This window comes from Curtobacterium sp. B8 (assembly GCF_000333315.1).
GTDB lineage: Bacteria > Actinomycetota > Actinomycetes > Actinomycetales > Microbacteriaceae > Curtobacterium > Curtobacterium luteum.
The window spans coordinates 1-23,867 of the sequence record NZ_BACW01000406.1 but is presented as its reverse complement, the minus strand read 5'-3'; the positions used below and the strand labels follow the sequence as shown (position 1 = coordinate 23,867).

The following is a 23,867-nucleotide window of genomic DNA, read 5'->3' as shown; positions in this document are numbered from 1 at the left end:
CTGCTGGCCGTGTTATCCGCAGCGGCTCCTGGTCGATGCTGCGGATGATGAAGGGCGCACCCTACGACGGCGGCCACGACCACCCCGCACACGAACACTCCCACGCCTGACCGCGCGCCGCGATCGAGTTGACTAGCGGACCGGTCAGTGGTGGCCGTGGACGACGGCGTGCCCGAGGCCGCGGCTGATCATCCACCGGTTCACGGGCGTGGTGATCACGAATGCGATCGCGAGGGAGAACAGCAGCGCCGTCCAGAACAGCCAGTCGCTGAGCTGCGCGTCCATCGCGCCGGGGATCGCAACGATGACGGTGTTGTCGATCAGCTCCATGACCGCGATCGACACGGTGTCCGCGGCGAGAGCGACCTTGAACGCAGCGCCGAGGCTCAGACCCGACTTGATGACGCCGCGCATGGTGAGGGCGTAGCCGAAGATGAACGCGAGGACGATTGACAGGACGATCGTGCCGGCGTTGTGGAAGCCGGTAGCGGTGCCGATGACCATGCCGAGGACCTCACCGATCGCGCAGCCGGTGAGGCAGTGCAGCGTCGCCTGCGCCGCCATCGACCACGTCGTCGCCCCGTGACCACCGCCGTGGCCGGCGTGCTCGTCTCCGCTCATCTGATGGTGCTCGTCTCCGCTCATCTGATGGTGCTCGTGCGTGTCCATGCTGCTCCGATCCGACGCGGCTGACGCCAACAGTCCACATATACCCCCAGGGGGTACCATGCGCTGTAACGCGAAACTCCGCGCGATGTTCCCGGTTCGGCCGGTCGCGGCGGGTTCGGTGTGAATCCGGACACCAGGTTGCCGCCGCCCGCGCGGGTACCGCACCATAGAAGCGCTCACTCCACCCGTTTGCTCGAAAGACTGATGCTCACCACCACCACCTCACCGCGTCGCCGGCTGCTGTTGCAGGCAACGGCGACGCTGGCGTTGCTGCTGCTGGTCGGGTTCACGGTCCTGATGCACACGATGGCCGGGCACACCGCCGGCCACGAGCACTCGATGGCGACTCCCGCGATCACCGCCGAGCACGGCCACGGCGCGGCCGCCGGTCACGGCGAGCACGTAGCTCCTGCGACTGCGGTGCTGACGGTCCTCACCGACGCGGGCTGCGACAGTGGCCTGTGTGCGCTGATGTGCTCGTTGATGGGGATGGCGTGCGCGCTGACGATCGTGCTGTTCACGTGGGCGCTGCTGCGTGCACGGACCGGCGGCATCCTCGCCCTGCTCGCGCGGCTGCTCGCGCTGGCTGACCGGCTGCCGCGCCGCATCGCGGCACCGAGACCGCCGTCACTGACGGCGTTGCGGATCATCCGCATCTGATCCGCCCCCAAGCGGGATCCCACCCCCGATGGGTGGCCTCCGCATGCCCAGATCCGGGAGGCGTCCGCCTGGCCGGAACACCTGACGCATTCACGGGAACGGAAAGATCATGCACACCACCACCACGCGTACGCTCGCGATCGCTGCCGCACTGACCCTCGGCCTCACCCTCGCCGGCTGCTCCACCAGCAATAGCGGCTCCGACACGGGCTCCTCGTCCTCGTCGACGGCGGCTGCATCGGCGCACAACGACCAGGACGTGATGTTCGCGCAGATGATGCTGCCGCACCACAAGCAAGCGGTCGAGATGAGCGACATGCTCCTGGCCAAGGGCTCCGGCGTCGACATCGACGTCGCCAGCCTCGCGAAGCAGATCAAGGCCGCGCAGTCCCCGGAGATTAAGCAGCTCACCAGCTGGCTCAAGGGTTGGGGCGAGCCGGTCGAGTCGGAGCACTCCGGGATGGGGCACTCCATGTCCGGGATGATGTCCGACTCCGACATGAGCGACCTCGACCAGGCGTCCGCGAAGGACGCCGGGAAGCTCTACCTCGAGCAGATGGTCCAGCACCACAAGGGCGCCGTCGACATGGCCAAGACCGAAGTCGACAAGGGCAAGAACACCGACGCCGTCGCGATGGCGAAGTCGATCGTGTCGAGCCAGACCGAGCAGATCACCCAGATGCAGGACATGCTCGCGTCCATCTAAACCCCGGCGTGGGTCGCGGCAGGCTCCCCCCTTCCTGCCGCGGCCCACGACCGGCCACACCTTCTCCCCCTGCTCGACTCGCGTTCGGGCACCCCACGTTTCGGCCCGACGGCCCACCCCTCCTGGAGCCTGCCCGTGCCTCAGCAGCACCCCCAGACCCCCACGATTCCCGCACCTCGGACGCGCCGCGAAGCCCTCGCCGCCGAACGCGCCGCCGCAGTCCCGACCGCCAGCCGCACCCGAACCACGACGACCACTGCCGCTGCCCGGCTGGCGCTGCGGCCACTGCCGACCGTCGCGGCTGTACCCCTAACACCGGCCCGCTCACTGCGGTCGCGCGTTCTCGCCGCGGTCCCAATCACTGGTGCCGCGGCCGCGATGGCGCTGTTCACCGCTGCCGCAGCGCTGCCCGCGCAGGCCACGACCGGCCCCGCAGCAGTCGTGCCCGGCGTCGCTCCTGCCACCACCGGGCAGAGCTTCACCGCGTCCGGGCTGGCTCTCGCGGTCGACCGCGACGGGTACACGATCACCAAGCCGACCCCGAAGCCCGTCATCACCAAGACAGCACCCGCCTCACGGGCCGCGTCAACCGGGGGCGCACCGGCCTCGACGAAACAGAGCGTTCCCACGACCACGGGCGGCACGATCGTGAACACCGGAACCGGCGACATTCGCTGGCCCATCGCCGGAACCATCACCGTCAGCTCACCGTTCGGTCCGCGAAGCGCCCCGTGCGCGACCTGCTCGTCCATCCACCAGGGCGCGGACCTCACCCCCGGCGCCGGCACCCCCATCGGAGCTGTCGCTGCCGGCACTGTCCGAGTGTCGACAACGCACCCCGAGTACGGGCAGTACGTCATCATCGACCACCAGATCGACGGTCGCCTCGTGTCCACCCTGTACGCGCACATGATCTTCGGCTCCTCGCCGCTCCGACCAGGCGACACCGTCGCCGTCGGGCAGCTCGTCGGCCTCGTCGGCAACACCGGAGCGAGCACCGGCGCGCACCTGCACCTGCAGGTCATGCCCGGCGGCACCACACCCATCGACCCGATCCCGTGGCTCACCGCCAACGCCGGACGAACGCTATAGCACCTGGCCCCAGTGATGTCCGGCCAGCCATCGGTTATCGGACACCTAGTCGTGCCAAGGCAGCGTAGCTTCGGCCCATGTTCGCAGCAGGAGCAGAGGGTTGGTGGTGGGGCCTGCTCATCCTGCCGGTCGTCGTAGCAATCGGCTTCTACCGGGATCGCCGCAACCGGCGGAAGTGACCGCTGGCCGATCGTCCATCGAGACTCGGCTTACATCAGGACAAGCAATCTGGCAGTAGCACCGGACACCGACCCCGTGGCGGGAGCGTCGCCGCGCCAGCCCCGGACAGGCTGGCCGGCGGCCGACATGTGTCGTGAACGGAAGCCGGTCGGCCACCGGGACCTTCGGTCACGTCGCGGGTGCGGTGGGTCTGACGCCCTCGTTCGTCTTCGGGTGGACACGGGAGGGTCTGCGCCGCGGGCGGGTCCGGCGCGCGGCGCGCCCCCGCACCGTCGATCGCTGCGGTGACGTAGCCAGTCGGCTACGAGGTCGCCCCCGACGAGGCCCGCCGGCTTGCCGAAGTCGTCCTGCATGTGCGGCTGCTGCACGTGGCGCGCGTTGTCCGGCCCGACCTCGGGCGAAGCCGTACACGGCCACCGGGGTGGTCGAGGCCAGGACGTCGGCGGGGCGCTGGCCGTCGGAGACGGTGTCTTCGGTGGTGCTCCCGGCGACTGCCTCCTTCGTGTCGAAGTGACTCGGTACGTGTGCTCCGGACCACTGACAACGCGAGGAACGCCGAACGCTCCTCTGGATGTTCGGAATGCCCCGATGCACGTCCGAAAGAACCATCCGCCGTTCGGTTCTGGTGCTCGTGGTCGAGGTGATGCGCCTCGGCTCCTGACGACTGGGGACGTCGTCGTCCTCGCCTCCGGTGCCGCCCGCTCGCTCTCGAGCGCGCCGGGCGTCGCGGTCCACTCGTGCGACGTTGCTGCTGCCGAGGGTGCCAGGCGCCGCGGTGACGTCCTCCGTCTGGGCGAGGGGGAAGACCGGGCGCAGCAGCTCCGCTTCGGGCGGCGGCAGGTCCTCGGTCGGTGTGCCGCCGCGTCGGTGAGGTCAGGAAGACGTGCTGCTCGTCAGTGCGATCACGGCCGCACCGGCGTGCTGCAGGACATCGTCATCCGCGTCCGTGATCACGGTGCAATCGGCAAGCGTGAACGCGTGACAGAGAGACACCTGGTTGAACTTGCTGCTGTCCGCAAGCACGTAGGTGTGCTTGCTGTGCGCCTGCACGATGCGCTTCTTGTTCGCCTCGCGTATGTCGAACGTCGTCACCCCGGCGGCCGCGTCGATACCGGTCACGCCGATGAACGCCTTGTCGAAGTACAGGTCAGCGAGTTCCCGATCGGTGATCGGACCGGCCACGGAGCCGATCACGGGCAACACGTCCCCACCGAGAGCCGTGACGGTGACACCCGGCGACAGCGGCAGGTTCAGCGCATGCGTGTTCGACGTGATCACGTGCACTCGCGAACCACGAAGCGCCCGCATGAGCTCGGTCGCGGTCGTGCCCGAGTCCACGTAGACGGTGTCACCGTCGGAGACGAGCGCGGCGGCGGCTTCGGCGATCGCGGTCTTCTGTGCGCGGTTGATCAAGGACTTCGTCGCGACCGGCACCTCGCTCGCAGCGTCCTCCAGCCGGATCGCGCCCCCGCGCAAGCTCACGATCCTGCCCGTGTCCTCGAGGGCCTTGATGTCCCGGCGTACCGTCGACGGCGACGCGCCCGTGACGTCGATCAACGCCTCGATCGTCACCGGATCACCGGCGGCGGCCTGTTCGAGGATCAGCTGGTGTCGCTCAAAGGACTTCACTGGTGAGCACCTCGCGAGTTGGCATGCTGGACTGCGCACCGACACCCTCGACCGTGATCGACGCCACACGGGTCGCATCGACCGCGGCAGCTACGGGGTCGGACCCGTTGACGAGCGCATCGGCGAACGCACCGATGAACGAGTCACCGGCGCCGGTCGAGTCTACGGCGTGCGTGGGGACGGCCTCGATGAACTGGACACTGGTGCCGTCGGCGACGTAGCACCCACGGCTCCCGAGTGTGAGGACCACACCCCGGCAGAAGCGCTGCAGGTCGACCACCGCACGCCGCATGGCCGTGTCGTCGCGAACGTCGCCGAGGTCACGACCGAGGTAAGCACTTGCCTCGTCCTCGTTCACCACGAACCACGTGCACCGGCGCGTCACACGCTCGGCGACAGGCCGAGCGGGAGCGGCGTTGAACACGACCGGTACGGCAGCGGCTGCCGCCAGCTCGACGGTCCGTTCGTTCGCCTCGGCAGGGATCTCGTTCTGGATCACGACCACGCCGGCGTCCTGGAACAGCTGCGCGTTCTCATCGATCCAGCCTCGGTCGACTGCCCCGTTCGCACCCTCGACGATGGTGGCGTACACGTCGCCCTCGCCCACCACGTGGACGATGCCCAACCCGCTGGACTCTTCGGTCGGCCGCATGTGACAGTCCACGCCCTGGCTCCGCAGGTTGTCGAGACACTGTCGGCCCAGACCATCAGCACCGCAGGCGCCGATGAACCGGACCGTCGCCCCGAGTCGCGCAGCCTGGACAGCCTGATTCGCACCCTTCCCTCCGAACGCCCCCTTCGCCCCGGCCGCAGCGAAGGTCTCGCCGCGGCGGGGGAGTCGGTCCTGGGTGACGATGTAGTCGTAATTGACGCTCCCGACGACCAAGACATCCGTGCCTGCCATGGGGACCTCCACCTCGTTGTGCTCGCTCATGCTCCAGCGCGGAGCGGTCGTGCGGCAAGCGGATCCCTGACCGCGTTGCCCGACAGGGAGTGAGCCTACGAAGATCTGACGTTCGTTGTCAAAGTTGAAGACGCAAAAAGAAAAAACTTGACCAAAGTTGTCAGACCGAGCTAGCTTCGCCGTCATGAAGTTCGCAACGCGCCTCAACTCCTTCGTCAGCGGCGGCGATGTCCCCGCTGCTCTCCGCCGCATCGCCGCGACCGAGGGCGTCGACTACGTCGACCTCAACTACCCCGAGCACTTCGAGAGCGTCGAGCCTGCGGCCATGAAGGCGCTCCTGGACGAACTCGGCTTGACGCTCAACGGCAACGCCACGCGCTTCCGCAAGCAGTTCGTCGCCGGTGAGTTCAGCAACCCGGACGAAACGGTCCGTCGAGCGGCGATCGACCTGGCGAAGGACGCGATCGACGCCGCCGCGACCTGCGGCAGCGACCTGCTCACCGTCTGGCTCGGATTCGACGGCTACGACTTCACGTTCCAGAAGGACTACGCGGCTGACCTGCAGCGCATCGTGTCCGCTTTCCAGGAACTGGCCGACCACCGCCCGGACTTCCGGATCAGCATCGAGTACAAGCCGTACGAGGAGCGCGTGCACTCGATGATCAACAGCTTCGGCCAGACGCTGGACGTCATCACCCGCATCGACCGCCCGAACCTTGGGGCGACCCTCGACTTCGCGCACATGCTGATGGCTGGCGACCAGCCTGCGTTCGGGGCGTCGCTGCTCCTCGAGCAGGGCAAGCTCTTCGGGATCCACCTCAACGACGGCAACAACGCGCACGACGACGGTCTCATGATCGGGTCCATCCACCCGTTCGAGACCATGGAGATGATCTACTTCCTCCTCCGCCACGAGTGGGACGGGGTCATCTACTTCGACACCTTCCCGATCCGCGAGGACGCGCAGGACGAGGCGGAGACCAACCGCGCCACCGTCGAGCTCTTCTTCGAGAAGGTCAAGGCCGTCGGTGTCGACCGCATCACCGAGGTCATCCGCTCGCAGGACGGCATCGCAGCGCAGCGACTGCGCAACGAACTCCTCGGCATCGGCTCGTCGAAGTACCAGGGCGAACTCGCCGTCTGACCATGATCCCGGCCGGCGCGCACTCCCGCGCCGGTCGGCCTCGCCTCTCCTCCCGATGGTGTGAACAGAAAGGCTCCCTCGTGAACCGCGTCCTCGACCGCATAGGACTGCCCCGAAACCTCGTCTGGGGCTACATCGGACTCGTCCTCTTCATGGTGGGTGACGGCGTCGAGCAAGGATGGATCTCGCCGTGGCTCGTCTCACGCGGCGTCACCGTCCCCGACACCGCCGCCCTGATCACGGTCTACGGAGTGACCGTCGCGATCGCGGCTTGGTTCTCGGGCGTCCTCGTGCAGACCATGGGGCCGCGCAAGGTCATGCTCCTCGCCCTCGCCGCGTTCTTGATCGGCAGCGTCGGGTTCATCGGGTTCGGCGTCACCACGCTCAACTGGCCGGTGATGCTCGTCTTCTACGCGATCCGCGGGCTGGGCTACCCACTGTTCGCGTACTCGTTCCTGACCTGGATCAACTACAGCGCCCCGCTGGAACGCCGTGGCCTCGCTGCCGGATGGTTCTGGTTCATGTTCTCGCTCGGCCTCAGCGTCATCGGGCCGTTCTACTCGTCACTCGCCTTGCCCGCACTCGGGCACATCGCGGTGCTCTGGACCGGCCTGGCCTTCGTCATCGTCGGAGCACTCGTCGCGACGATCGCCAACCGGGCAACCGTCCCGTCAGAGGAGATCCATCCGTTCAGCGCGCGCGAGCTGTCGAAAGCGGTCACCCTGATCGGACGACCGACGATCTCGATCGGTCTCCTCGTGAAGACGATCAACGGGTTGGCGCAGTACGGCCTGCCGGTCTTCATGCCGATCTACCTCGCGTCCTTCGGCTACACGACCACAGAGTGGCTGCAGATGTGGTCGCTCGTGTTCACCGTCGCGATCTTCGCCAACCTGTTCTTCGGCTACGTCGGCGACAAGATCGGTTGGCGACGCACGATCGGCTGGGTCGGCGGTGTGGCCTACTCCGTCGTGCTCGTCGCGGTGTTCCTCGCGCCGCACCTCATCGGCCACAACGTGGCCCTGATGACGATCGTGCTCTGCCTGTGCGGCGTGACGATGGCCGGCTTCGTGCCGCTGTCCGCACTCTTCCCGCTGCTCGCGCCGGACAACAAGGGCGCAGCCATGTCCGTCCTCAACCTCGGAGCCGGACTCTCCGCGTTCGTCGCACCAGCCCTCGCCGGTCTCTTCTTCGGATGGTTGGGCGCAGGCGGCGTCCTCGGCATCTACGCCGGGTTCTACCTCCTCAGCGCGATCCTCACCCCCTTCCTCAAGACCCCCGGCGAGAAGGCGTCACCCGACGCTGCTCCCGCGATCCGTGACGAACCCGTCCCCGTCAACAACTGAACTCCCTCCCACACCCACCCCGCGGCACCAGCGTGTGCGGCGCCTCCCAGAAGGTCAACGCAATGGCGCGAACCAGAACCGTGTTCTCCCTCTCCCTCGTCGTGGCGATCGCACTCGTCTCAGTGGTCGGCGGCGTCGTCGGCGGACGAGCCACCGTCTCGAACGCCGACGCGCGTAGCTCCGGATCCGCAGGTGCGGCCGCCGGAGTGAAGGTCGACGTGATCATCCGGGCAACCGACTCCGAGTACTGGCAGACCCTCCTCGCCGGTGCGGAAGCAGCAGCCAAGGACTACGGAGTCGACGTCAACACCTTCGGTCCGACATCGGAGACCGACATCGCCGGCCAGGTGCAGCTCGTCGAGAACTCCGTGGCGCGCGGAGCGGATGCGATCGTCGTCGCACCCAGCTCGGGCGAGGCCCTGAACGCGTCCGTCAACGCAGCCCGGAAAGCCGGCATCAAGGTGATCACCGCCGACACCCGCGTCACCGCCGACGTCGACGGCCACATCGGAACCAACAACGAACTCGCCGGAACCTCCGCTGGCGAGAAGATGTGCAAGCTCCTGACCGCCCAGGGGACGACCACCGGCAAGGTCCTCGTCGAAGCGCCGATCGCCGGCATCGAGGCGAACCAGCAGCGCGACGCAGGATTCCGGTCCGGTCTCGCCAAGGATTGCCCGAAGATCGACGCGAGCCTGCAGAACTACAACAACAACGACATCAGCACGGCCGCGTCGCAGGTGAACGACGCCATCTCTGCCCACTCGGACCTGGTGGGTGTCTTCGCGGACAACAACAGCTCCGGCGTCGGAGCGGCAACGGCGATCAAAGGACAACAAGGCAGCGGACACCATCCCGGTGGTCGCCTTCGACTCCGACCCGGCCGAGAACGCCGCGCTCGAGGCCGGCACGATCGACGCCCTCGTGGTCCAGAACCCCTGGTTCCTCGGGTACCAGGGCGTCGTCGAAGCGGCCATGGCCTCCCAGGGACGCATCCCGCCGGCAGTCCTCGATCCCGGAGTCGCCGTGGTCGACCGCGACAACATGAACGACGCCGCGATCAAGACCCTGCTCAAGCCGCAGACCGCCGAGGTCGACAAGTGACGATCGTCGAGCCCGACGGGGCCGCAGTCCTGGAACTCATCGACGTCTCCAAGGCGTTCGGCACGGTCCAGGCCCTCAGCGGGGTGTCCCTGAAGCTCGTCGCCGGCCAGGTGCACTGCCTGGCAGGTGAGAACGGCGCCGGGAAGTCCACCTTGATCAAGATCCTCACGGGCGCGCTGCACCGTGACTCGGGACGATTCGAGATCGACTCCGAACCCGTGACCACCGCGACACCGTCGGTGCTGCGGGCCGCGGGGGTGCAGGCCGTGTACCAGGAGCTCAGTCTGTTGCCGCACCTCTCGGTCGCCGAGAACGTGTTCATGGGCAGACTCCCCTCCAGGTCAGGACTCGTCCGTGCCGGCGAGCTCCGCGACCGGTGCCGAGTCGCGCTCGACGACCTGGGCCTCGTCGAAGTCGATCCTTCGGCGACGGTGGAGCACCTGCCCGCGGCGACGAAACAGCTGGTCGAGGTCGCCAAGGTCGCGACCGCCGATCGAGTCAAGGTCATCGTCTTCGACGAGCCCACGACAGCGTTGACCGAAGCGGAATCGGACCGGCTCCTCGAGCAGATCCGACGGTTCAGAGCAGCAGGCGTCGCGATCCTCTACATCACGCACCGACTCGAGGAGATGTTCGCCATCGGAGACTGGGTCACCGTGCTCCGCGACGGGGAACTCTCTCAGAGTGGGCCCCTCTCCGACTACACCGAGGACACCCTCATCACCGCGATGGTCGGCAGGGACGTGACTGCGCTCTACCCGGACGAGGAGCGCGAGGAACGCTCCGAGCGCCTCACCGTCACCGGTCTCCGGTGAACGCCGGACAGCCCACCGATCGATCTCGTCGCCCGGGGTGGCGAGATCCTCGGCATCGGCGGCCTCCTCGGCTCGGGGCGCAGCGAGCTGCTCCTGAACATCTTCGGGTCGGACCCGATCACGGCGGGCGAGATCCGGGTCGACGGGCGGGTCGTCCGGCCGGACGGCCCCCGGACCATGATGGACGCCGGTGTTGCGCTCCTCACCGAGGACCGGAAGGTCCTCGGACTCCTCCCCGAACTCTCGATCAGGGAGAACGTGACGATCGCGAGCCTCCGGACCGGTTCGCGGAAGGGGCTCCTGCCCCGGAGGTCACAGATCAGCGAGGCTGATGCACTCCTCGACAGCCTCCGGATCCGAGCCGGCTCGTACGACCAGCCCGTGTCCTCCCTCTCCGGCGGTAACCAGCAGAAAGTCCTCCTCGCCCGGTGGTTGCTCACCAAACCCAAGGTGATCATGTTCGACGAACCCACGAAGGGCATCGACATCGGCGCGAAGGGTGAGCTGTACGACGTCATCAACGGCCTCGCCCGGCAGGGTCTCGCAGTCGTGGTCGTCTCCTCCTACCTCCCCGAGCTCCTCGGTCTCGCCGACCGCGTCGTCGTGCTCCGCGAGGACGCCATCGCCGGTGAACTGCCCCGCGGGGCATCCGAGGAAGACGTCCTCCAGCTCGCCAGCGGTGTCACGCCGTCCCCCCGCAACGACCGATCCGACAACGCCGTCGGACAGAACACCTAGGGAGAAGCCCATGCCGAAACTCCTCTGGCGCGAAGCCATCGAGACGACCACCATCCGCACGGTCCGGGACAGTGGCACCCCCTTCACCGCGAGGATCAGCCCGAAGCCGAGGGTCGCCACGCTCGGGAGCATCGCCGGCCGCGAGAGCGGCGTCCTCGTCGTCCTGCTCGTCGTCTTCGGCGCGCTGACCCTGCTCAGCGACGACTTCCTCACCGCGAACAACCTGGCGAACCTCGCGCGACAGGTCTCGATCTACGGCATCATCGCGATCGGGCAGCTCCTCGTGATCCTCACCGGCGGGATCGACCTGTCGACGGGATCGATCCTCGGCCTGTCCGGCGCGGTCACCGCACAGCTGATCGTCGACGGCGTCCCGGTCGTCCCCGCGATCGCGCTCGGACTCCTCATCGGCGCCGCCCTCGGCCTCTTCACCGGGTTCGTCGTCACGCGCTTCAAGCTGCCACCGTTCATCGCGACCCTCGGCATGCTCGGCATCGCCCGCGGCATCGTCCTCGTCATCACCAACGCCAACACCGTCCAGGGGCTGCCCGACGGGTTCCAACAGCTCGCCAACGGCACGGTGTTCGGCGTCCCCAACCTGCTCATCCTCTTCGCCCTGGTCGCCGCGGCCGCCGCGTTCGTGCTCAGGCGGACGGTGTTCGGGCGCTACGTCTACGCCGTCGGGTCGAACGCGGAAGCTGCACGTCTCGCCGGCGTTCCCGTCAAACTCGTGACGGTCTCCGTCTACGTCATCGCCGGCCTGCTGTCCGCCGTCGGTGGCATCCTGCTCACCTCACGTCTCGGTGCCGGTGTGCCGACGGCTGGCACGGGTTTCGAGCTGCAGGCGATCGCTGCGTGCGTCATCGGCGGTGCCAGCTTGTCCGGGGCTCGCGGGAGCGCGATCGGTGCTGCCTGCGGGGCGCTGCTCATCGGCGTGCTCAACAACGGCGGCAACCTCCTCGCCGTGAACGCGTTCTCCCTGCAGATCGCGATCGGCGCGCTCATCCTCGTCGCGGTGGCCTTCGACCAGCTCAACAACCGTGCCGCTGCGAAGGAGTGACCGATGCTGAAGGGCATCGACCCGGTCCTGAACGCCGAGGTGCTGAGCGTCCTGATGGCGATGGGCCACGGCGACGAGGTGCTGGTCTGCGACGTCAACCACCCAGCAGCGTCCATCGCCGCACACACCGTCCACGGCAGCGTCGTCCACATCGCGGGATGCGGTATCGAGCGTGCGACGACCGCCATCCTCTCCCTGCTCCCACTGGACACGTTCGTCGATGCGCCGATCCGGCGTATGCAGGTCGTCGGGGCACCGGATCGGCTCGTCGACGCGCACCACGTGATGCAACGGGTCGCTGACGAGGCTGCCGGCGGGTCGGTGACCATGGAAGCGCTCGCACGGTTCGACTTCTACGAAGCCGCGCGCGGAGCGTACGCCGTCATCCGGACATCCGACCCCGGCCCCTACGGCTGTTTCCTCCTCCGCAAAGGGGTCATCGACGCATGAACAGGCACCATCGAGACGCATGAACAGGCACCATCGAGATGCAGGCGCTGGGGACCGCCGTCGGTTCGGTTGATTCGTTCGTCCCGGCCGTGAGTGCGACCTGTGGGTTGCTGGTCGGTTCGTACTCGACGGGCGTCGGCTTCCCGAGGCCGCGTCGTCGACGGCTGCGGCGGTCGGTGCCCTCGAGCCAGTGCACGATCGCGTTGCGGACGCCGACCATCCGCCCCTCAGGGCAGCGCGTCACCCGACTGTGGTCGGCAGGCGGCCCGCGGCGCGTCAGAGCCGGCGCAGGTTGATCCACACCGCCCGCGCCGGTCGGTCGGACACGTTGCTCACGAGGTGCGCCCGCCGAGCACTGAACTGTGCGACGTCGCCCGCTGCGGCCGAGAAGATCTCGCCCCCGAGCTGCAGTTCGAGCTCTCCCTCGAGCACGACCCCGATCTCGTCACCCGGGTGCTGGGACGGCGTCCGGGCGTGGGAGGTGTGCGGATCGAAGTCGTCGACGTAGACCTCGATCCCGAGGTCCGCACGGTAGGCGGCGGTCCGTCGGTTCAGGCCACCGTCGGTGACGTCGCGGATCTGGTCGCGGAACTCGACGATCGGCGAGTCATCCGCCCCGCTCTGCGCGAAGAGCGTCGTGATCTGCACCCCGAGGGCCCGCGCGATGGCGTGCAGGGTCCCGAGTGACGCGGTGGTCCGACCACGCTCGACGGTGCTCAGCATCGACAGGCTCAGCGACGTGCGCTCGGCGAGGTCCTGCAGGGTGAGTTCGTTCTTCAGGCGCAGGGCCCTGATCCGCTCTCCGATGCCGGCGACGACGGCATCGAGGTCGTCTCCGGCCGGAGTCGACGGCGTCCACGGCGCCGACGCCGTGGCGACCGCATCGGCACTGCTCGCGGACGCGTCCGGACCCGTCGGTGTCGATGCCTGCATGCGTCCATCTTCGTCGGCGTTCCACGCCCGCGGGAACCGGTGCGCCAGTGTTCACACAAGGAAACACAGCTGCAACAATACGAATGTAACTTTTCGCATCAGAGTGAAACACCCTGCTCGACCCCGACACGCAGAGGACTCCTGATGACCACGCACGCTGCCCTGCCTGCTCCGCCCGCCGACGCACCCGCGCCCTCCGTGCTGTCGGTGGGCTTCGGTGAGCGACTCCCAGCCGGCCGCACGGCCCTCTTCGCGGTGCAGCACCTCTTGGCGCTCACCGGCATCTGGGTCTTCCCGAACGTCATCGGCAGTGCGCTGAAGCTGTCCTCCGACGAGGTCGCGCTCATGATCCAGGCGTGCTTCCTGCTCACCGGCGTCGTGACGATCCTCCAGTCCAGCCGTGTGCTGAAGCTCCCGATCGTGCAGGGCCCGACCGCCGCCTTCATGGTTGCGATCATCTCGTCGGGCGCCACCTACGGCCTCGGGACCGCCTTCGGTTCGATGGCGGTCGCCGGTCTGGTCTTCATGCTCCTGACGATCCCGCTCAAGCGCTTCGGGCTCTTCGGACGCGTCAGTGCGTTCGTGTCCTCGCCGATCGTCCTCGGCACGCTCTTCGTCATCATCGGAGCACAGCTCGCGTCCATCGGGGCCGGCGGATGGTTCGGCACGGCCGGGTCGCCGTCCTACGGCCTGCTCGCGCTCGTCGTGACCATCGCCACCGGGCTCATCGTCCTGCTCTGCCTGGTCCTCGGCACCGGGATCCTCAAGCGTGGAGCGGTCTTCTGGGGGATCGTCGGCGGCAGCGTGGTGGCACTCCTGGTCGGCCAGTGGTCGTTCCCCGACCTCACCGCGGCTCCCCTGCTCGGCGCGCCCCACCTGCTGCCGTACGGCTTCGGCGTCTCGCTGCCGGTCGTGGTCCTCATGCTCGTCGCGTTCCTCCAGGCCGGCACGGAGTCCATGGGCATGTACACGATGATCGCCAGCTGGGGCGGCGAGACCGTGGACACCGCCCGGGTGAACCGCGGCCTGTTCGCCGAGTTCGCCGGCACAGTGCTCGGAGCGCTCTTCGGCGGCATCGGCACGACGTCCTACCCGGAGAACGCGGGCATCGTCCGGGTCTCCGGCATCGGCAGCCGCTTCGTCACGATGACCGCCGGCGGGATCGCCGTCGCCCTGGCCTTCTTCCCCCCGGTGAGCCTGTTCCTCGCGGGGATCTCCGGACCGGTCCTGTCCGCCGCCACGACGATCCTGTTCGGGATCATCGCGGTGAGCGGGATCCAGATGCTCGCCGCGGTGCGCTGGGACGACCTGAACCTCGCCGTCGGCGCCACCGCGTTCATCGTCGCCCTCGGCGCACAGTTCATCCCGACCGCGATCTCATCGGCGCTCCCGTCGTCGGTCGCGACCGTCGTGACGAGCCCGATGATGATGGGCATGTTCCTGCTGCTCGGCCTGCACGGGGCGGTCAACCACGGCCTCCGACCACTCCTCGCCCGTCGGGGCCAGCCGCGCCGCGTCGTCGCCCCGCTCGTCCCCCGCACCGAAGGGAACCCCTCCGCATGACCACGATCACCGTCCACGGCACCGAGCGCACGGCCGACCCGCAGGGGTCGCTCCGCGACTGGTTCGACCCGACCCACACCGCGATCGTGTCGATCGACATGCACGAGGGACACCTGTCCGAGGACCCGGCCTGCCCGTGCCCGGCTCCGCGCGGGCGCGAGATCGTCGGTCCGATCGACGACTTCCACCGTGCGGCCCGCGCGCTGGGGATCCCGGTCGTGCACGTCCGGTCCGAGCTCCGCGCCTCCGGCATCGACGACGTCCGCGGCACGTCCGACAGCGCGTGGCGGACGACCTTCCCGCAGCACGTCGGACCCATCCCGGGCGCCGCGGAGCACGCGCTCGCCGGCAGCCGGTGGACCCGCTTCGTGACCGAGGTCGAACCGCAGGACGAGATCGTCACCGGGAAGAAGCGGCTCTCCGCGTTCTACCCGACCGACCTCGACTTCCTGCTCCGGCAGATGGGTGTCCGTGCGGTGGTGCTCGACGGCATCATGGCCGACTGCTGCGTGCTCAACAGCGCCTTCGACGCCTCGAACCTGGGCTACCGGGTCTCGGTGCCGTCGGATCTGGTGCGCGGCACCGACGAAGGCCTCGAGCGGGCTGCGCTGTCGATGGTGTCGCTGCACCTCGGCGTGGTGACCGCATCGGCCGAGCTGCTCGCCGCGTGGGCGTCCGCCGCGGTGCGTAGCCCGGGGCACCTGACCGCGTGACGGCGACCGAGGAACGGGGCGTCCGATCGACGACGGAGCTGCCCGTCCGCGGGTCGTCGCCGCTCCCCGCCGCCGTGGTCACGGTCGGCACCATGGCGCTGGCGACCGTGCCCACACCGCTGTACCCGGTCTACGCACGGACCTTCGGCATCGACGAGACCGGCACCACCGTGCTGTTCGCGGTCTTCGCGCTCGGGGCCGTCGCCGGGCTGTCGATCGTGCGGACGCGGCGCTGCGCGCACTGGGCGGTCCGGGACCGCATCGTCACCGCAGCACTGCTCGGTGCCGCGGCGGCGGTGGTGCTCGCCGTCGTCCCCGGGCTGGTCGCCTTCGCCCTCGGCCGTCTGCTGAGCGGCCTCGGTGTGGGGATCGCCGCCGCGAGCGCGGTGACCTTCGTCACCGACCGCGCCCGCGCCGGTGGACGGAACGTCCGGTTCTGGGACGCCGTGACGCCGGGGCTCGCGATGACCGGCTTGTCGCTCGGGCCCGCCGCCGCGGGCCTGGTGGTCGGGACCGGTGCGCTCCCGCGGTGGGGACTGTACGTCGCGATCGCAACCGTCCTGATGACGAGCGCTGCCCTGCTCGCACACCGCGCCTCCCGTCCGGTCGCGCCGCAAGCGACCAACATCGAGCAACAGCCAGCGGCCGGACCGGACGTCCGCCCACGCACCGCACGGTGGCCCGACCGCCTCGGCGCGTGCACCGCGTTCGCCGTCACCGGCTGTTTCGGCGCACTGACACCGCACCTGCTCTCGGGAGGTCACCACCAGCCGAGCGCCACCGCGGTCGGGGTCGTCGCAGCACTGCCGTTCCTCGCCGGAGCGATCGGCGCCACCGTGCTGGCCGGGCGAGGCCGGTGGGCGTTCCCGCTCGTGGTGACCGGACTCGTCCTGGTGGCGGTGGCCACCCGGGCGTTCCCCGGGACCGTCCTCGGCACGGTCGGGTTCGCGGTCGGAGCCGCGATCGCCGGTGCGGGTGCCGGCATCCTGTTCAGCCGCTCGCTCGGCTCCGCACTGCGGAACGCGCCACCGGAGCACCGGGCTGTCGCCGCGTCCGACACCTTCACCTCCGCGTACGTCGGCCTGGCGGTGCCGGTCGTCGCCCTCGGGACGCTGCTCGGTGTCGTGCAGCCGTCCGTCGTGATCGTCGCGTTCACCGCCGTCCTCGCGGTCGTCGGGACGGTCCTGACGCTGCGGCCCGGTTCGCACCTCCGGGACGCGGCGGTCCGGCAGCGCACGTCAGCGCTGTGACGCCACCCGGTCCGGCCCGCCGCGTGGCACCCTGGTGACACCCGCCGGACGAACCACTCGAGGAGCCCCGATGGCGTCCCCCACCCGACGCGCACCGCTGAGCGAGCGCGCTGCCCTGTGGAACCTCACCCTGATCTGGGTCCTCACCGTCGTCGGACTGCTCGCGGCGATCGGGTGCGCCGGCTACGTCTTCAACGAGAACCTCGTCGCGTACAACACGTGTGCTGCCCGCTCGGCGAGCTGCAGTGATGCCGGCTGGTTCACCAGCATGGGCGTCGCGCTCGTCGGGGGTTTCGGAGCGGTCCTCACCGGGGGTGCGGCCGGCGTGCGCGTCCACCACCGCTCCAGCGGCGTCTGGTGGCCGCTCGCAGGACTGGGTGTGGTCCTGCTCTCGACGGCTGTCGCCGTCGTGCTCCTCAAGGCCCTGACCGGGACGTAGGTCGTCGGGCAGCGGCGAGCGTCCCTCGCGACCCACCACCGGACGGGAGGCGCGGCACCAGCCCGCCCCGTGCCTCCAGTCTGACCCGTGCCCGGCCGGGCACCCGACCAGCGCGACGGGACACACGCACCAGCCGACGAGCCTGAGTGCCGTCCAGGAGCCGCAGGCACGATGAACTTCCACGACCAGCGGTGGTGCACCGGAGCACCGGCCGCCGAAGCACAAGGAGGACCCATGTCGGACACCAGCAACGCGCAGGACGACAGCTCCCTCGACGTCCCCACGAACGACGAGGACGGCACGCCCAAGCCCGGCGGCCTCGGCGACGACTCGACCATCCCGAACCACCCGGAGGGCGTCGCCGCCGGCTTCTCGGAGACCGACTCGCACTTCAACCACGAAGAGGACCCGCAGCACGACTGACCCGACGGCTGTCGACGCCATCCGGACTGCGCACCCTGCCGGATCGTCGTGACGGACCCCGCGAGCGAGGCCTAGCCTCACCCTGTGTCGACCGTGACGAAGCGCCTCGTCGGTGCTGCTGCATCGGTGTTCCTCGTCTGCGGGATCGCGGCGTGCACCGGCGGCGGGACGGTCGAGGGCGACCCGACCACGGGGAACCCGTCGGCCGGGTTGCACACGGCGCGCCTGTCGGTCGCGGAAGGCGCTGACGCGGGCAAGGCCGCCGGACGGTCCCTCCGTGTCCCGACGGGCTGGCGTGCGGAGTCTGGGCCGATGCTCCCGGCGCACGCATGGCGGCCTGGTTGCCCGACGGCAGCATGCTCCTGACGACGGGTGACCGGGGGACGCTCCTCCGCCTCGAGCCCCGAGCGGACGGCCGGGCCCCGGCGGTCCATGCGCTCGCGAGCGGACTCGACGACCCCCAGGGCATCGCCGTGACCGAGCAGGACGGCGCGACCGTCCTCGTCCTCGGCGAGGGCACCCGCATCGACACCTGGCACTACCGGGACGGCAGGCTCTCCGACCGTTCGGTGCTCGTGGACGGCCTGCCGACGGGTGGGCACGGCGGGAAGTTCGTCGCCGTGCACGACGGCGTGGTCGCGTACGACATCGGCTCCGCGTCGAACAGCGACGGCTCGGACCGACGCGACCACCCGGACCGCGCGGTCATCCGGCAGGTCCGGCTCGACGGCAGCGACGACACCCTGCTCGCGACGGGCGTCCGCAACGGGGAAGGGCTCGGCTACGCCCCGGACGGGACCCTGTTCGCAGCGGTGAACCAGGCGGACAACCAGCCGTACCCGTTCCGGGACGACACCGGGCAGTACGGGAAGCGCGTGCAGTCCTACGTGGACGAGCACCCGAACGACCAGGTCACCCGGATCACGCGCGGCACCGAGCTCGGGTGGCCGTTCTGTCAGCCGGACTCGCGAGGGAAGCCGGACCTGCTCGACCTCGGGTACGTCGACGACCCGACGAACAACCCGGACGGGAAGTCCCTCGACTGCTCGACGGTCTCCCGCACGATGGTCGGCCTGCCGGCGCACAGTGCCCCGATCGGCTTCGTGTTCACGCACGGGAGCGCGCTGCCCGCCGCGTTCGGCGAGGGCGCCCTCATCACGACGCACGGCTCGTGGAACCGCGAGCCGCCGCGTCCGCCGTCGGTGTCGTACAGCGCGTGGGACGTCGACGCTCGGACCCTCGGGCAGCCGCGGACGATCGTCGAGGGGTTCCAGGACGCGGACGGCTCGCGCTGGGGGCGTTCGGTGGACGCGGTCCCCGGCCCGGACGGCTCGCTGTACGTGACGGACGACACGGCGGGGCTCGTCTACCGGCTCACGCCGCCCGCGTGAAGCGGACGCCCCACCATCGCGATGCGGACGTCCCGGTGGGCGGCGCGCGCGGAGCGCGTCGGCGGTGATGTGCGGTGCAGGTCGGACGCGCTGACGGGTGTCGCGGTGACCGGCGGCGGCCGGGAGGCGCGGGGCGGCGCCGCAACGCGCCTCCAGGCCGGTGCTCGGTCGCGGCCGCGCCGCGCTCGCGATGTCCCGGTTCCGGACGGGCGCCGTCGGTCGGGGTCATCATCGGGGGATGGACTGTCGAAGGCATCGCAGCACGGCGCCGCTCGGGATCATGCTCTCGGTCGTCGCCGACGCAGCCGACCGCGATCGACGGGTCGTCCGGGACCGGCTCGATCGGACGTCCGGTCGGGTGCGGGGCGCATCGCCCGCGGAGGATCGGGACGTCCATGACCGATGACCTCGCGACGACCACCGCCGCCCTCGTGGTCCGGCCCCTCGACGCCGCCACGTGGGACGCCTTCGCGGAGCTGTGTGCGTCGAGCGACGGCTACCCGAGCGGCTGCTGGTGCATCGGCTTCCACGATGAGGGCACCACGCGGGACGCTGCCTGCAACCGGGAACGGAAGCGGGACCGGGTGCTCGCCGGCACGACCCACGCAGCGCTCGTCCTCGTGGGCGACCGGTGCGTGGGCTGGTGCCAGTTCGGCCCCGTGTCCGAGGTCGTCCGGATCAAGAACCGCCGCCAGTACGAGTCCTCCCAGGACGGACCGCTGCCGGACTGGCGCATCGGCTGCAACTACGTCCGCGCCGGACACCGTCGTCAGGGCGTCGCGACGGCCGCACTCCACGGAGCCCTGCGGATGATCGCCGAGGCAGGGGGTGGACGGGTCGAGGGGTACCCCGAGCCGGCCGGCGCCGTGCCCGCGGGCTTCCTCTTCCACGGCGTGCTCTCGACGTTCGAGCGTGCCGGCTTCGTCCGCGACCGACCGATCGGCAAGCACCGGTGGGTCGTCGTGAAGACGGTCGAGCCCACAGGTCCTCCCACGGGCTAGGGGCGCGTGTCGCTCAGGAGCGCTCGTCGACGAGGGCGACGAACCGGCTCCCGATCCCCTCGACCTCGTGCCGGGTGAACCCCGCGGGCGGCTCGGGTGCCTGGTAGGTCGCGTGGTAGTCGCACATCAGGTGGTCCCAGTCGGGCCACCACTTCTTCGGTCGGGCCTCCTCCGAGTACCCGCAGACGACGCACTCGAGCCGCTGCCAGACCTTCTTCGTGCCCGTGCGGTTGGCGCGCGACTGCACGAGCCAGGCCGGCGGGTCCTGCTCGATCGCGTCGAGCTCGGCCTCGCTGAGCCGCGCCGGCAGCCCGTGACGGGTCGCCATCTCGAGCGGGATGTCGAGCCGGACGGCGGCCTCACGTCGGGAGAGCATCGGTCCAGGATAGGCCGGGCGGGCCGTGCGACCGCGCCACTGCCCGGCACCCGCCGAGCACCCGCACGACCGCGTCGCCGCCCGGCACCCGCCGAGCACCCGCACGACCGCGTCGCCGCCCGGCACCCGCCGAGCTCCAGCCCGCGCCGCGCCGGGGTCGCCTGTCGGCGGACGACTGCGGATGCCGCACGTAGGGGAGCCGCCGCTCCCCGTGGCACGATGACGAGGTGCCCGGAGCTGAACACGATGCGCTGATCGCCGCCGCTGAGTCGGTACCGACCCCGACGTGGAGCGACCGGGCCCTGCTCGCTTGCCTCCGGAAGCTGCGCGATGGCGGTCCCACCGAGTGGCGGTCGATCACGGTCCACGACGGGTGGCCGCTGCGGGACACCGACGGCTTCTGCATCGTCTACTCCTGGCCCGGACTCGGCCCCGTCGGACTCCGGGCTGCCCTCGAGGGGAGCCGCGACGCCCCGCTCTGGGCGGACGGCGTGTACTCGGAGCCCTTCGCCGGCGGCGAGCCCACGCCGGAACAGTTCGGGTGGGAGATCGCCGACTTCGGCGTGGCAGAACCGCTCGGCACGAGGGCCGGCCGGCTCGTCCACGACGATGCCGGCATCGGCTGGTGGGGCGTCGCACCGCTGCCCGTCTGAGCGTTCGTCGCAGCGCACACAGACTGCGGCCACCGCCCGATCAGGTGATGACGACCTGCGCGTTGACCAGGATCTCGTGGAGGTCGTCGCGCAGCACGTCGCGGGACGGCACGACGATCTCCACCGTCAGCGCCACACCCGGGCGGGCGAAGGCACGGGCCACGGTCGCGGTCCACTCCCCGTCGGCCTGCCCGGCGATCGACAGGAACTGCGCGGTACCCCCACCGGCGGTGGGCAGGAGCTGTTCCTCGAGACCCTCGACCGGTGCGCCGGCCGCACGGAACAGCTGCTCGGTCGCGGCGCGGTCGTCCATCGTCGGGTCGAGGCCGGTGACCCGCTGCTGCGTGACCGTCGCCACGGCGCCGTCCGAGCGGGTGTACTCGGTCGAGCCGGCGCTCGGGTCGGAGCGGGTCAGCTCCCAGTTCTGCAGGGAGGACACCGAGACGCCGAACGCGGGCAGGCGGGTGGGCGAGAGCTGCGCGCCGTCCTCGAACGTCAGGTCCTCGGGCTGCGCTCCGGCCGCGGTGCCGCCCACTCCGTCGGACGCGTCCGCCTCCGCCGTCGGAGTAGGCGTCGGCGTCGGCGTCGGCTCCGGTGCAGCCGTGCGCGACGCAGCCGTCGCGTCACGCGGGCCGGTGTCTGCGGTGCTGCACCCGGTCAGCGCGAGTGCGCCGACGACGAGCACGGCGCCGATGGTGGTCGTCCTGGACATGGTCATGGTGTGTTCCCCCTGGTCCCCGCCGTGCGCCCCTCGCTCGGGCGGGTCGTCCACGAGCATACGGTCCGCCTCCTCCGAAGGATGCACGTCCCGGAGGAGCGTCCTTCCGCCGGTCGTCCCGCGCTCGCCGCGTTCCTAGCGTCGAGGACATGACGAACCACCTCCACACCGGCGCGGACCAGCCGGGCATCCGGGGCATGATCGCCCGCAACCCCCTCCGCGCGTTCTTCGTGCTCGCCCTCGGCCTCAGCTGGGCCGCGTGGGTGCCGTACATCCTGTCGCCGCACGGCCTCGGCCTCTGGGACCTGCACTTCCCCGAGCTCCTCGGCACCGCGCAGTTCACGGGCGTGCTGCCCGGGGCGCTGCTCGGACCGCTCGGCAGCGCCTTCCTCGTCACCGCGGTCACCGACGGCCGCCCGGGTCTCCGGCGCTGGGTCGGCCGACTGTGGCGGTGGCGTGTCTCGTGGCGCTGGTACGCCTTGGCGCTCGTCGGGGTGCCGGCGGTCATCGTGGTCTCCGGCCTGCCGCTGTCCGGCGGGCAGGTCCAGGCACCGAGCGCCGCAGCGCTGCTCATGCTCGTCCCGGGGCTGGTCGTGCAGGTGTTCACCACGGGGCTGTCCGAGGAGCCCGGCTGGCGGGACTTCGCGCTCCCCCGACTCCAGGACCGCTTCGGCCCGCTCGGTGCCGCCGGGATCCTCGGCCCGCTGTGGGCGCTGTGGCACGTGCCGCTCTACCTCAGCGACTGGGGTGGTTGGCCGGACGCCCACTGGACCGAGCCGCTCGTCTTCGCCGCCTTCACGATCACGTTCAACGTGGTGATGATCTGGGCGTTCAACCGCACCGGCGAGAGCCTCCCGCTGGTCCTGCTCCTGCACGTCGGCGTGAACAACACGATCTCGACGCTCTGGGCCGACATGTACCCGGGCATGACGGCGGGCACGATGATGCTCGGGCTCACCGCGACCTCGACCGTGGCCGCTGCCGTGCTGCTCGTCGCCACCCGGGGCCGACTCGGGTACGCCAGCACGGGTGCGCCGACGCTGCCGGTGCCCACCGCCCCCGCCCTCGTAGGATCGAACGATGGCACGCGCTGACGCCCGCACCGACCTCGTCGTGGCCGCGGGGACGGCGATCGTCTCCGTCGGGCTCCTCAGCGGCCTGCCGAGTCTCGACGCCCTCGACCGTCTCGACGGGTCCGGCTCGTCCGTGGCGGTCGCCGCCGGGACCCCGTCGGTCGGCAGCGCCGCCTGGGTGACCCTGGTGATCTCGCTGCTCGTCGCGTCCGCACTGCTGCTCGTCGCACGCAGCGCGCCGCGGACGACCGTGCTCGGCACCGGGATCATCGCGGCCGCGGCGGCCTCCACGCCGAGCGGTGCCTACAGCCTCGTGCTGCTGCCCGTCGCCGTGGTGGTCGTCCTGGTCGGGTCCCGCGAGCCGCTCACCCGGAGTTGGCCGGCCGTCGTCGGTACTGCGGTGCTGGTCGTGGCCGGGACCGCGGTCAACGACGCCGTCCTGTCCGGTGGCATGCGCTCGCAGCCGACCGAGCTCCTCGCCGCCTCCGTCGGCGCTGGCGTCCTGCAGGCGGTCGGCGCGGTCGGCCTCCCACTGCTCGTCGCGCTGCTCATCCGCTCCCGGCGCGACGTCCGCGCGGCCCGCACGGCCGAGGCGTCCGCGGTGGACCGGGAGCAGGACGCCCGCGTCGAGGCGGCGATCGGCCGGGAACGTGCCGCGATGGCCCGGGAGCTGCACGACATCGCCGCGCACCACCTCTCCGGGATCGCCCTGATGTCGGCGGCCATCGACCGGCAGATCGACACGGATCCGAGCAGGGCCCACGAGGGCGTCCGGCAGGTCCGGGAGCAGAGCACCGCGGTGCTGGAGGACCTCCGCCGCCTGGTGGGACTCCTCCG

The 23,867-nt window shown here is 70.2% G+C and carries 27 protein-coding genes and 1 pseudogene; 22 read left to right on the top strand and 6 right to left on the bottom strand.

Annotation, left to right across the window (positions count from 1 at the left end):
- Positions 1-144 precede the first annotated feature (144 nt).
- Positions 145-621 carry a DUF4396 domain-containing protein gene (locus tag I59_RS10615; RefSeq protein WP_022903856.1) on the bottom strand — a complete coding sequence of 159 codons (477 nt, stop codon included), beginning with the start codon at positions 619-621 and terminating at the stop codon, positions 145-147.
- A gap of 168 nt (positions 622-789) precedes the next feature.
- Between I59_RS10615 and I59_RS10610 the strand changes: the two genes are divergently transcribed.
- From I59_RS10610 to I59_RS20910, 3 genes are all read left to right on the top strand, one after another.
- A complete protein-coding gene (locus I59_RS10610) occupies positions 790-1,329 on the top strand; it encodes a hypothetical protein (RefSeq protein ID WP_148286170.1) in 540 nt (179 codons plus the stop codon).
- 109 nt (positions 1,330-1,438) lie between these two features.
- Complete coding sequence (locus tag I59_RS10605) at positions 1,439-2,035, top strand: DUF305 domain-containing protein (protein ID WP_022903854.1); 597 nt, start codon at positions 1,439-1,441, stop codon at positions 2,033-2,035.
- Positions 2,036-2,413: 378 nt separating this feature from the next.
- Positions 2,414-3,127, top strand: a complete 714-nt coding sequence (locus tag I59_RS20910) for a M23 family metallopeptidase (protein ID WP_031273604.1) — start codon at positions 2,414-2,416, stop codon at positions 3,125-3,127.
- Positions 3,128-4,180: 1,053 nt separating this feature from the next.
- Here the strand turns inward: I59_RS20910 and I59_RS10590 are convergent.
- Both I59_RS10590 and I59_RS10585 read right to left on the bottom strand, forming a co-directional pair.
- A complete protein-coding gene (locus I59_RS10590) occupies positions 4,181-4,936 on the bottom strand; it encodes a DeoR/GlpR family DNA-binding transcription regulator (RefSeq protein WP_022903853.1) in 756 nt (251 codons plus the stop codon).
- Positions 4,923-6,026, bottom strand: a complete 1,104-nt coding sequence (locus I59_RS10585) for a ribokinase (RefSeq protein WP_187289809.1) — start codon at positions 6,024-6,026, stop codon at positions 4,923-4,925. Before I59_RS10585 ends, I59_RS10590 begins: the two co-directional genes overlap by 14 nt.
- Between I59_RS10585 and I59_RS10580 the strand changes: the two genes are divergently transcribed.
- The 8 genes and pseudogenes from I59_RS10580 to I59_RS10555 all read left to right on the top strand — a co-directional run bounded on the left by I59_RS10580 (position 6,025) and on the right by I59_RS10555 (position 12,497).
- Positions 6,025-6,984, top strand: coding sequence for a sugar phosphate isomerase/epimerase (locus tag I59_RS10580; protein WP_022903851.1), 960 nt, complete (start codon positions 6,025-6,027; stop codon positions 6,982-6,984). The genes I59_RS10585 and I59_RS10580 overlap by 2 nt on opposite strands.
- A gap of 80 nt (positions 6,985-7,064) precedes the next feature.
- A complete protein-coding gene (locus I59_RS10575; protein WP_022903850.1) occupies positions 7,065-8,330 on the top strand; it encodes an MFS transporter in 1,266 nt (421 codons plus the stop codon).
- Positions 8,331-8,392: 62 nt separating this feature from the next.
- Positions 8,393-9,109, top strand: a pseudogene (locus tag I59_RS23895) (substrate-binding domain-containing protein); the annotation flags it as partial.
- A 79-nt stretch (positions 9,110-9,188) separates the two neighbouring features.
- The gene (locus tag I59_RS23475) at positions 9,189-9,434 is read left to right on the top strand and encodes a hypothetical protein (protein WP_022903846.1); all 246 of its coding nucleotides are present in this window, start codon (positions 9,189-9,191) and stop codon (positions 9,432-9,434) included.
- Positions 9,431-10,249 carry an ATP-binding cassette domain-containing protein gene (locus tag I59_RS23470; protein WP_261976553.1) on the top strand — a complete coding sequence of 273 codons (819 nt, stop codon included), beginning with the start codon at positions 9,431-9,433 and terminating at the stop codon, positions 10,247-10,249. The genes I59_RS23475 and I59_RS23470 overlap by 4 nt, the downstream gene beginning before the upstream one ends.
- An 18-nt stretch (positions 10,250-10,267) precedes the next feature.
- A complete protein-coding gene (locus tag I59_RS23150; RefSeq protein WP_222835009.1) occupies positions 10,268-10,987 on the top strand; it encodes an ATP-binding cassette domain-containing protein in 720 nt (239 codons plus the stop codon).
- A 10-nt stretch (positions 10,988-10,997) separates the two neighbouring features.
- A complete protein-coding gene (locus I59_RS10560; RefSeq protein WP_022903845.1) occupies positions 10,998-12,047 on the top strand; it encodes an ABC transporter permease in 1,050 nt (349 codons plus the stop codon).
- A 3-nt stretch (positions 12,048-12,050) separates the two neighbouring features.
- A complete protein-coding gene (locus I59_RS10555) occupies positions 12,051-12,497 on the top strand; it encodes an RbsD/FucU family protein (RefSeq protein WP_022903844.1) in 447 nt (148 codons plus the stop codon).
- 276 nt (positions 12,498-12,773) lie between these two features.
- On the opposite strand, the gene I59_RS10545 is transcribed toward I59_RS10555, so the two are convergent.
- The gene (locus I59_RS10545) at positions 12,774-13,430 is read right to left on the bottom strand and encodes a helix-turn-helix domain-containing protein (RefSeq protein ID WP_022903842.1); all 657 of its coding nucleotides are present in this window, start codon (positions 13,428-13,430) and stop codon (positions 12,774-12,776) included.
- Positions 13,431-13,574: 144 nt separating this feature from the next.
- Between I59_RS10545 and I59_RS10540 the strand changes: the two genes are divergently transcribed.
- From I59_RS10540 to I59_RS10500, 8 genes are all read left to right on the top strand, one after another.
- Positions 13,575-14,993, top strand: coding sequence for a uracil-xanthine permease family protein (locus tag I59_RS10540; RefSeq protein WP_022903841.1), 1,419 nt, complete (start codon positions 13,575-13,577; stop codon positions 14,991-14,993).
- Positions 14,990-15,706, top strand: a complete 717-nt coding sequence (locus I59_RS10535; RefSeq protein ID WP_022903840.1) for a cysteine hydrolase family protein — start codon at positions 14,990-14,992, stop codon at positions 15,704-15,706. The genes I59_RS10540 and I59_RS10535 overlap by 4 nt, the downstream gene beginning before the upstream one ends.
- Positions 15,703-16,956 (top strand): MFS transporter, encoded by a 1,254-nt coding sequence (locus tag I59_RS10530; protein WP_022903839.1) that lies wholly within the window; start codon positions 15,703-15,705, stop codon positions 16,954-16,956. The genes I59_RS10535 and I59_RS10530 overlap by 4 nt, the downstream gene beginning before the upstream one ends.
- Before the next feature lie 70 nt (positions 16,957-17,026).
- Complete coding sequence (locus I59_RS10525; RefSeq protein ID WP_022903838.1) at positions 17,027-17,395, top strand: hypothetical protein; 369 nt, start codon at positions 17,027-17,029, stop codon at positions 17,393-17,395.
- 234 nt (positions 17,396-17,629) lie between these two features.
- Positions 17,630-17,818 (top strand): hypothetical protein, encoded by a 189-nt coding sequence (locus I59_RS10520; RefSeq protein ID WP_022903837.1) that lies wholly within the window; start codon positions 17,630-17,632, stop codon positions 17,816-17,818.
- Positions 17,819-17,902: 84 nt separating this feature from the next.
- A complete protein-coding gene (locus I59_RS22090) occupies positions 17,903-18,184 on the top strand; it encodes a hypothetical protein (protein ID WP_148286169.1) in 282 nt (93 codons plus the stop codon).
- The gene (locus I59_RS10510) at positions 18,148-19,209 is read left to right on the top strand and encodes a sorbosone dehydrogenase family protein (protein WP_022903835.1); all 1,062 of its coding nucleotides are present in this window, start codon (positions 18,148-18,150) and stop codon (positions 19,207-19,209) included. Before I59_RS22090 ends, I59_RS10510 begins: the two co-directional genes overlap by 37 nt.
- 395 nt (positions 19,210-19,604) lie before the next feature.
- Positions 19,605-20,210 (top strand): GCN5 family acetyltransferase, encoded by a 606-nt coding sequence (locus tag I59_RS10500; RefSeq protein WP_022903833.1) that lies wholly within the window; start codon positions 19,605-19,607, stop codon positions 20,208-20,210.
- 13 nt (positions 20,211-20,223) lie between these two features.
- Here I59_RS10500 and I59_RS10495 read toward each other — a convergent pair whose 3' ends face one another.
- Positions 20,224-20,586 carry a hypothetical protein gene (locus I59_RS10495; RefSeq protein ID WP_022903832.1) on the bottom strand — a complete coding sequence of 121 codons (363 nt, stop codon included), beginning with the start codon at positions 20,584-20,586 and terminating at the stop codon, positions 20,224-20,226.
- Positions 20,587-20,813: 227 nt separating this feature from the next.
- Here I59_RS10495 and I59_RS10490 point away from each other — a divergent pair, with 227 nt between their 5' ends.
- On the top strand, positions 20,814-21,239 hold the full coding sequence (locus I59_RS10490) for a hypothetical protein (protein ID WP_022903831.1): 426 nt from the start codon (positions 20,814-20,816) through the stop codon (positions 21,237-21,239).
- A 40-nt stretch (positions 21,240-21,279) separates the two neighbouring features.
- Here the strand turns inward: I59_RS10490 and I59_RS10485 are convergent, their stop codons facing one another.
- The gene (locus tag I59_RS10485) at positions 21,280-21,957 is read right to left on the bottom strand and encodes a hypothetical protein (RefSeq protein ID WP_148286168.1); all 678 of its coding nucleotides are present in this window, start codon (positions 21,955-21,957) and stop codon (positions 21,280-21,282) included.
- Between the two features lie 149 nt (positions 21,958-22,106).
- Here I59_RS10485 and I59_RS10480 point away from each other — a divergent pair, with 149 nt between their 5' ends.
- Together I59_RS10480 and I59_RS10475 are read left to right on the top strand one after the other, a co-directional pair.
- Positions 22,107-23,051, top strand: a complete 945-nt coding sequence (locus I59_RS10480) for a type II CAAX endopeptidase family protein (protein ID WP_022903829.1) — start codon at positions 22,107-22,109, stop codon at positions 23,049-23,051.
- Positions 23,038-23,867: sensor histidine kinase (locus tag I59_RS10475; RefSeq protein ID WP_022903828.1), on the top strand; the 830-nt coding region annotated here is incomplete at its 3' end. The genes I59_RS10480 and I59_RS10475, both read left to right, overlap by 14 nt.

Excerpts from the sequence above, each read along its gene's own strand:
- I59_RS10510 (WP_022903835.1), top strand. The coding sequence starts at position 18,148 with ATGGCGGCCTGGTTGCCCGACGGCAGCATGCTCCTGACGACGGGTGAC.
- I59_RS20910 (WP_031273604.1), top strand. The coding sequence starts at position 2,414 with ATGGCGCTGTTCACCGCTGCCGCAGCGCTGCCCGCGCAGGCCACGACC.
- I59_RS10535 (WP_022903840.1), top strand. The coding sequence starts at position 14,990 with ATGACCACGATCACCGTCCACGGCACCGAGCGCACGGCCGACCCGCAG.
- I59_RS10585 (WP_187289809.1), bottom strand. The coding sequence starts at position 6,026 with ATGACGGCGAAGCTAGCTCGGTCTGACAACTTTGGTCAAGTTTTTTCT.
- I59_RS10520 (WP_022903837.1), top strand. The coding sequence starts at position 17,630 with ATGTCGGACACCAGCAACGCGCAGGACGACAGCTCCCTCGACGTCCCC.
- I59_RS10495 (WP_022903832.1), bottom strand. The coding sequence starts at position 20,586 with ATGCTCTCCCGACGTGAGGCCGCCGTCCGGCTCGACATCCCGCTCGAG.
- I59_RS10555 (WP_022903844.1), top strand. The coding sequence starts at position 12,051 with ATGCTGAAGGGCATCGACCCGGTCCTGAACGCCGAGGTGCTGAGCGTC.
- I59_RS10525 (WP_022903838.1), top strand. The coding sequence starts at position 17,027 with ATGGCGTCCCCCACCCGACGCGCACCGCTGAGCGAGCGCGCTGCCCTG.
- I59_RS10480 (WP_022903829.1), top strand. The coding sequence starts at position 22,107 with ATGACGAACCACCTCCACACCGGCGCGGACCAGCCGGGCATCCGGGGC.
- I59_RS10485 (WP_148286168.1), bottom strand. The coding sequence starts at position 21,957 with ATGACCATGTCCAGGACGACCACCATCGGCGCCGTGCTCGTCGTCGGC.
- I59_RS10580 (WP_022903851.1), top strand. The coding sequence starts at position 6,025 with ATGAAGTTCGCAACGCGCCTCAACTCCTTCGTCAGCGGCGGCGATGTC.
- I59_RS10560 (WP_022903845.1), top strand. The coding sequence starts at position 10,998 with ATGCCGAAACTCCTCTGGCGCGAAGCCATCGAGACGACCACCATCCGC.
- I59_RS10605 (WP_022903854.1), top strand. The coding sequence starts at position 1,439 with ATGCACACCACCACCACGCGTACGCTCGCGATCGCTGCCGCACTGACC.
- I59_RS10500 (WP_022903833.1), top strand. The coding sequence starts at position 19,605 with ATGACCGATGACCTCGCGACGACCACCGCCGCCCTCGTGGTCCGGCCC.
- I59_RS10615 (WP_022903856.1), bottom strand. The coding sequence starts at position 621 with ATGAGCGGAGACGAGCACGCCGGCCACGGCGGTGGTCACGGGGCGACG.
- I59_RS10540 (WP_022903841.1), top strand. The coding sequence starts at position 13,575 with ATGACCACGCACGCTGCCCTGCCTGCTCCGCCCGCCGACGCACCCGCG.
- I59_RS10545 (WP_022903842.1), bottom strand. The coding sequence starts at position 13,430 with ATGCAGGCATCGACACCGACGGGTCCGGACGCGTCCGCGAGCAGTGCC.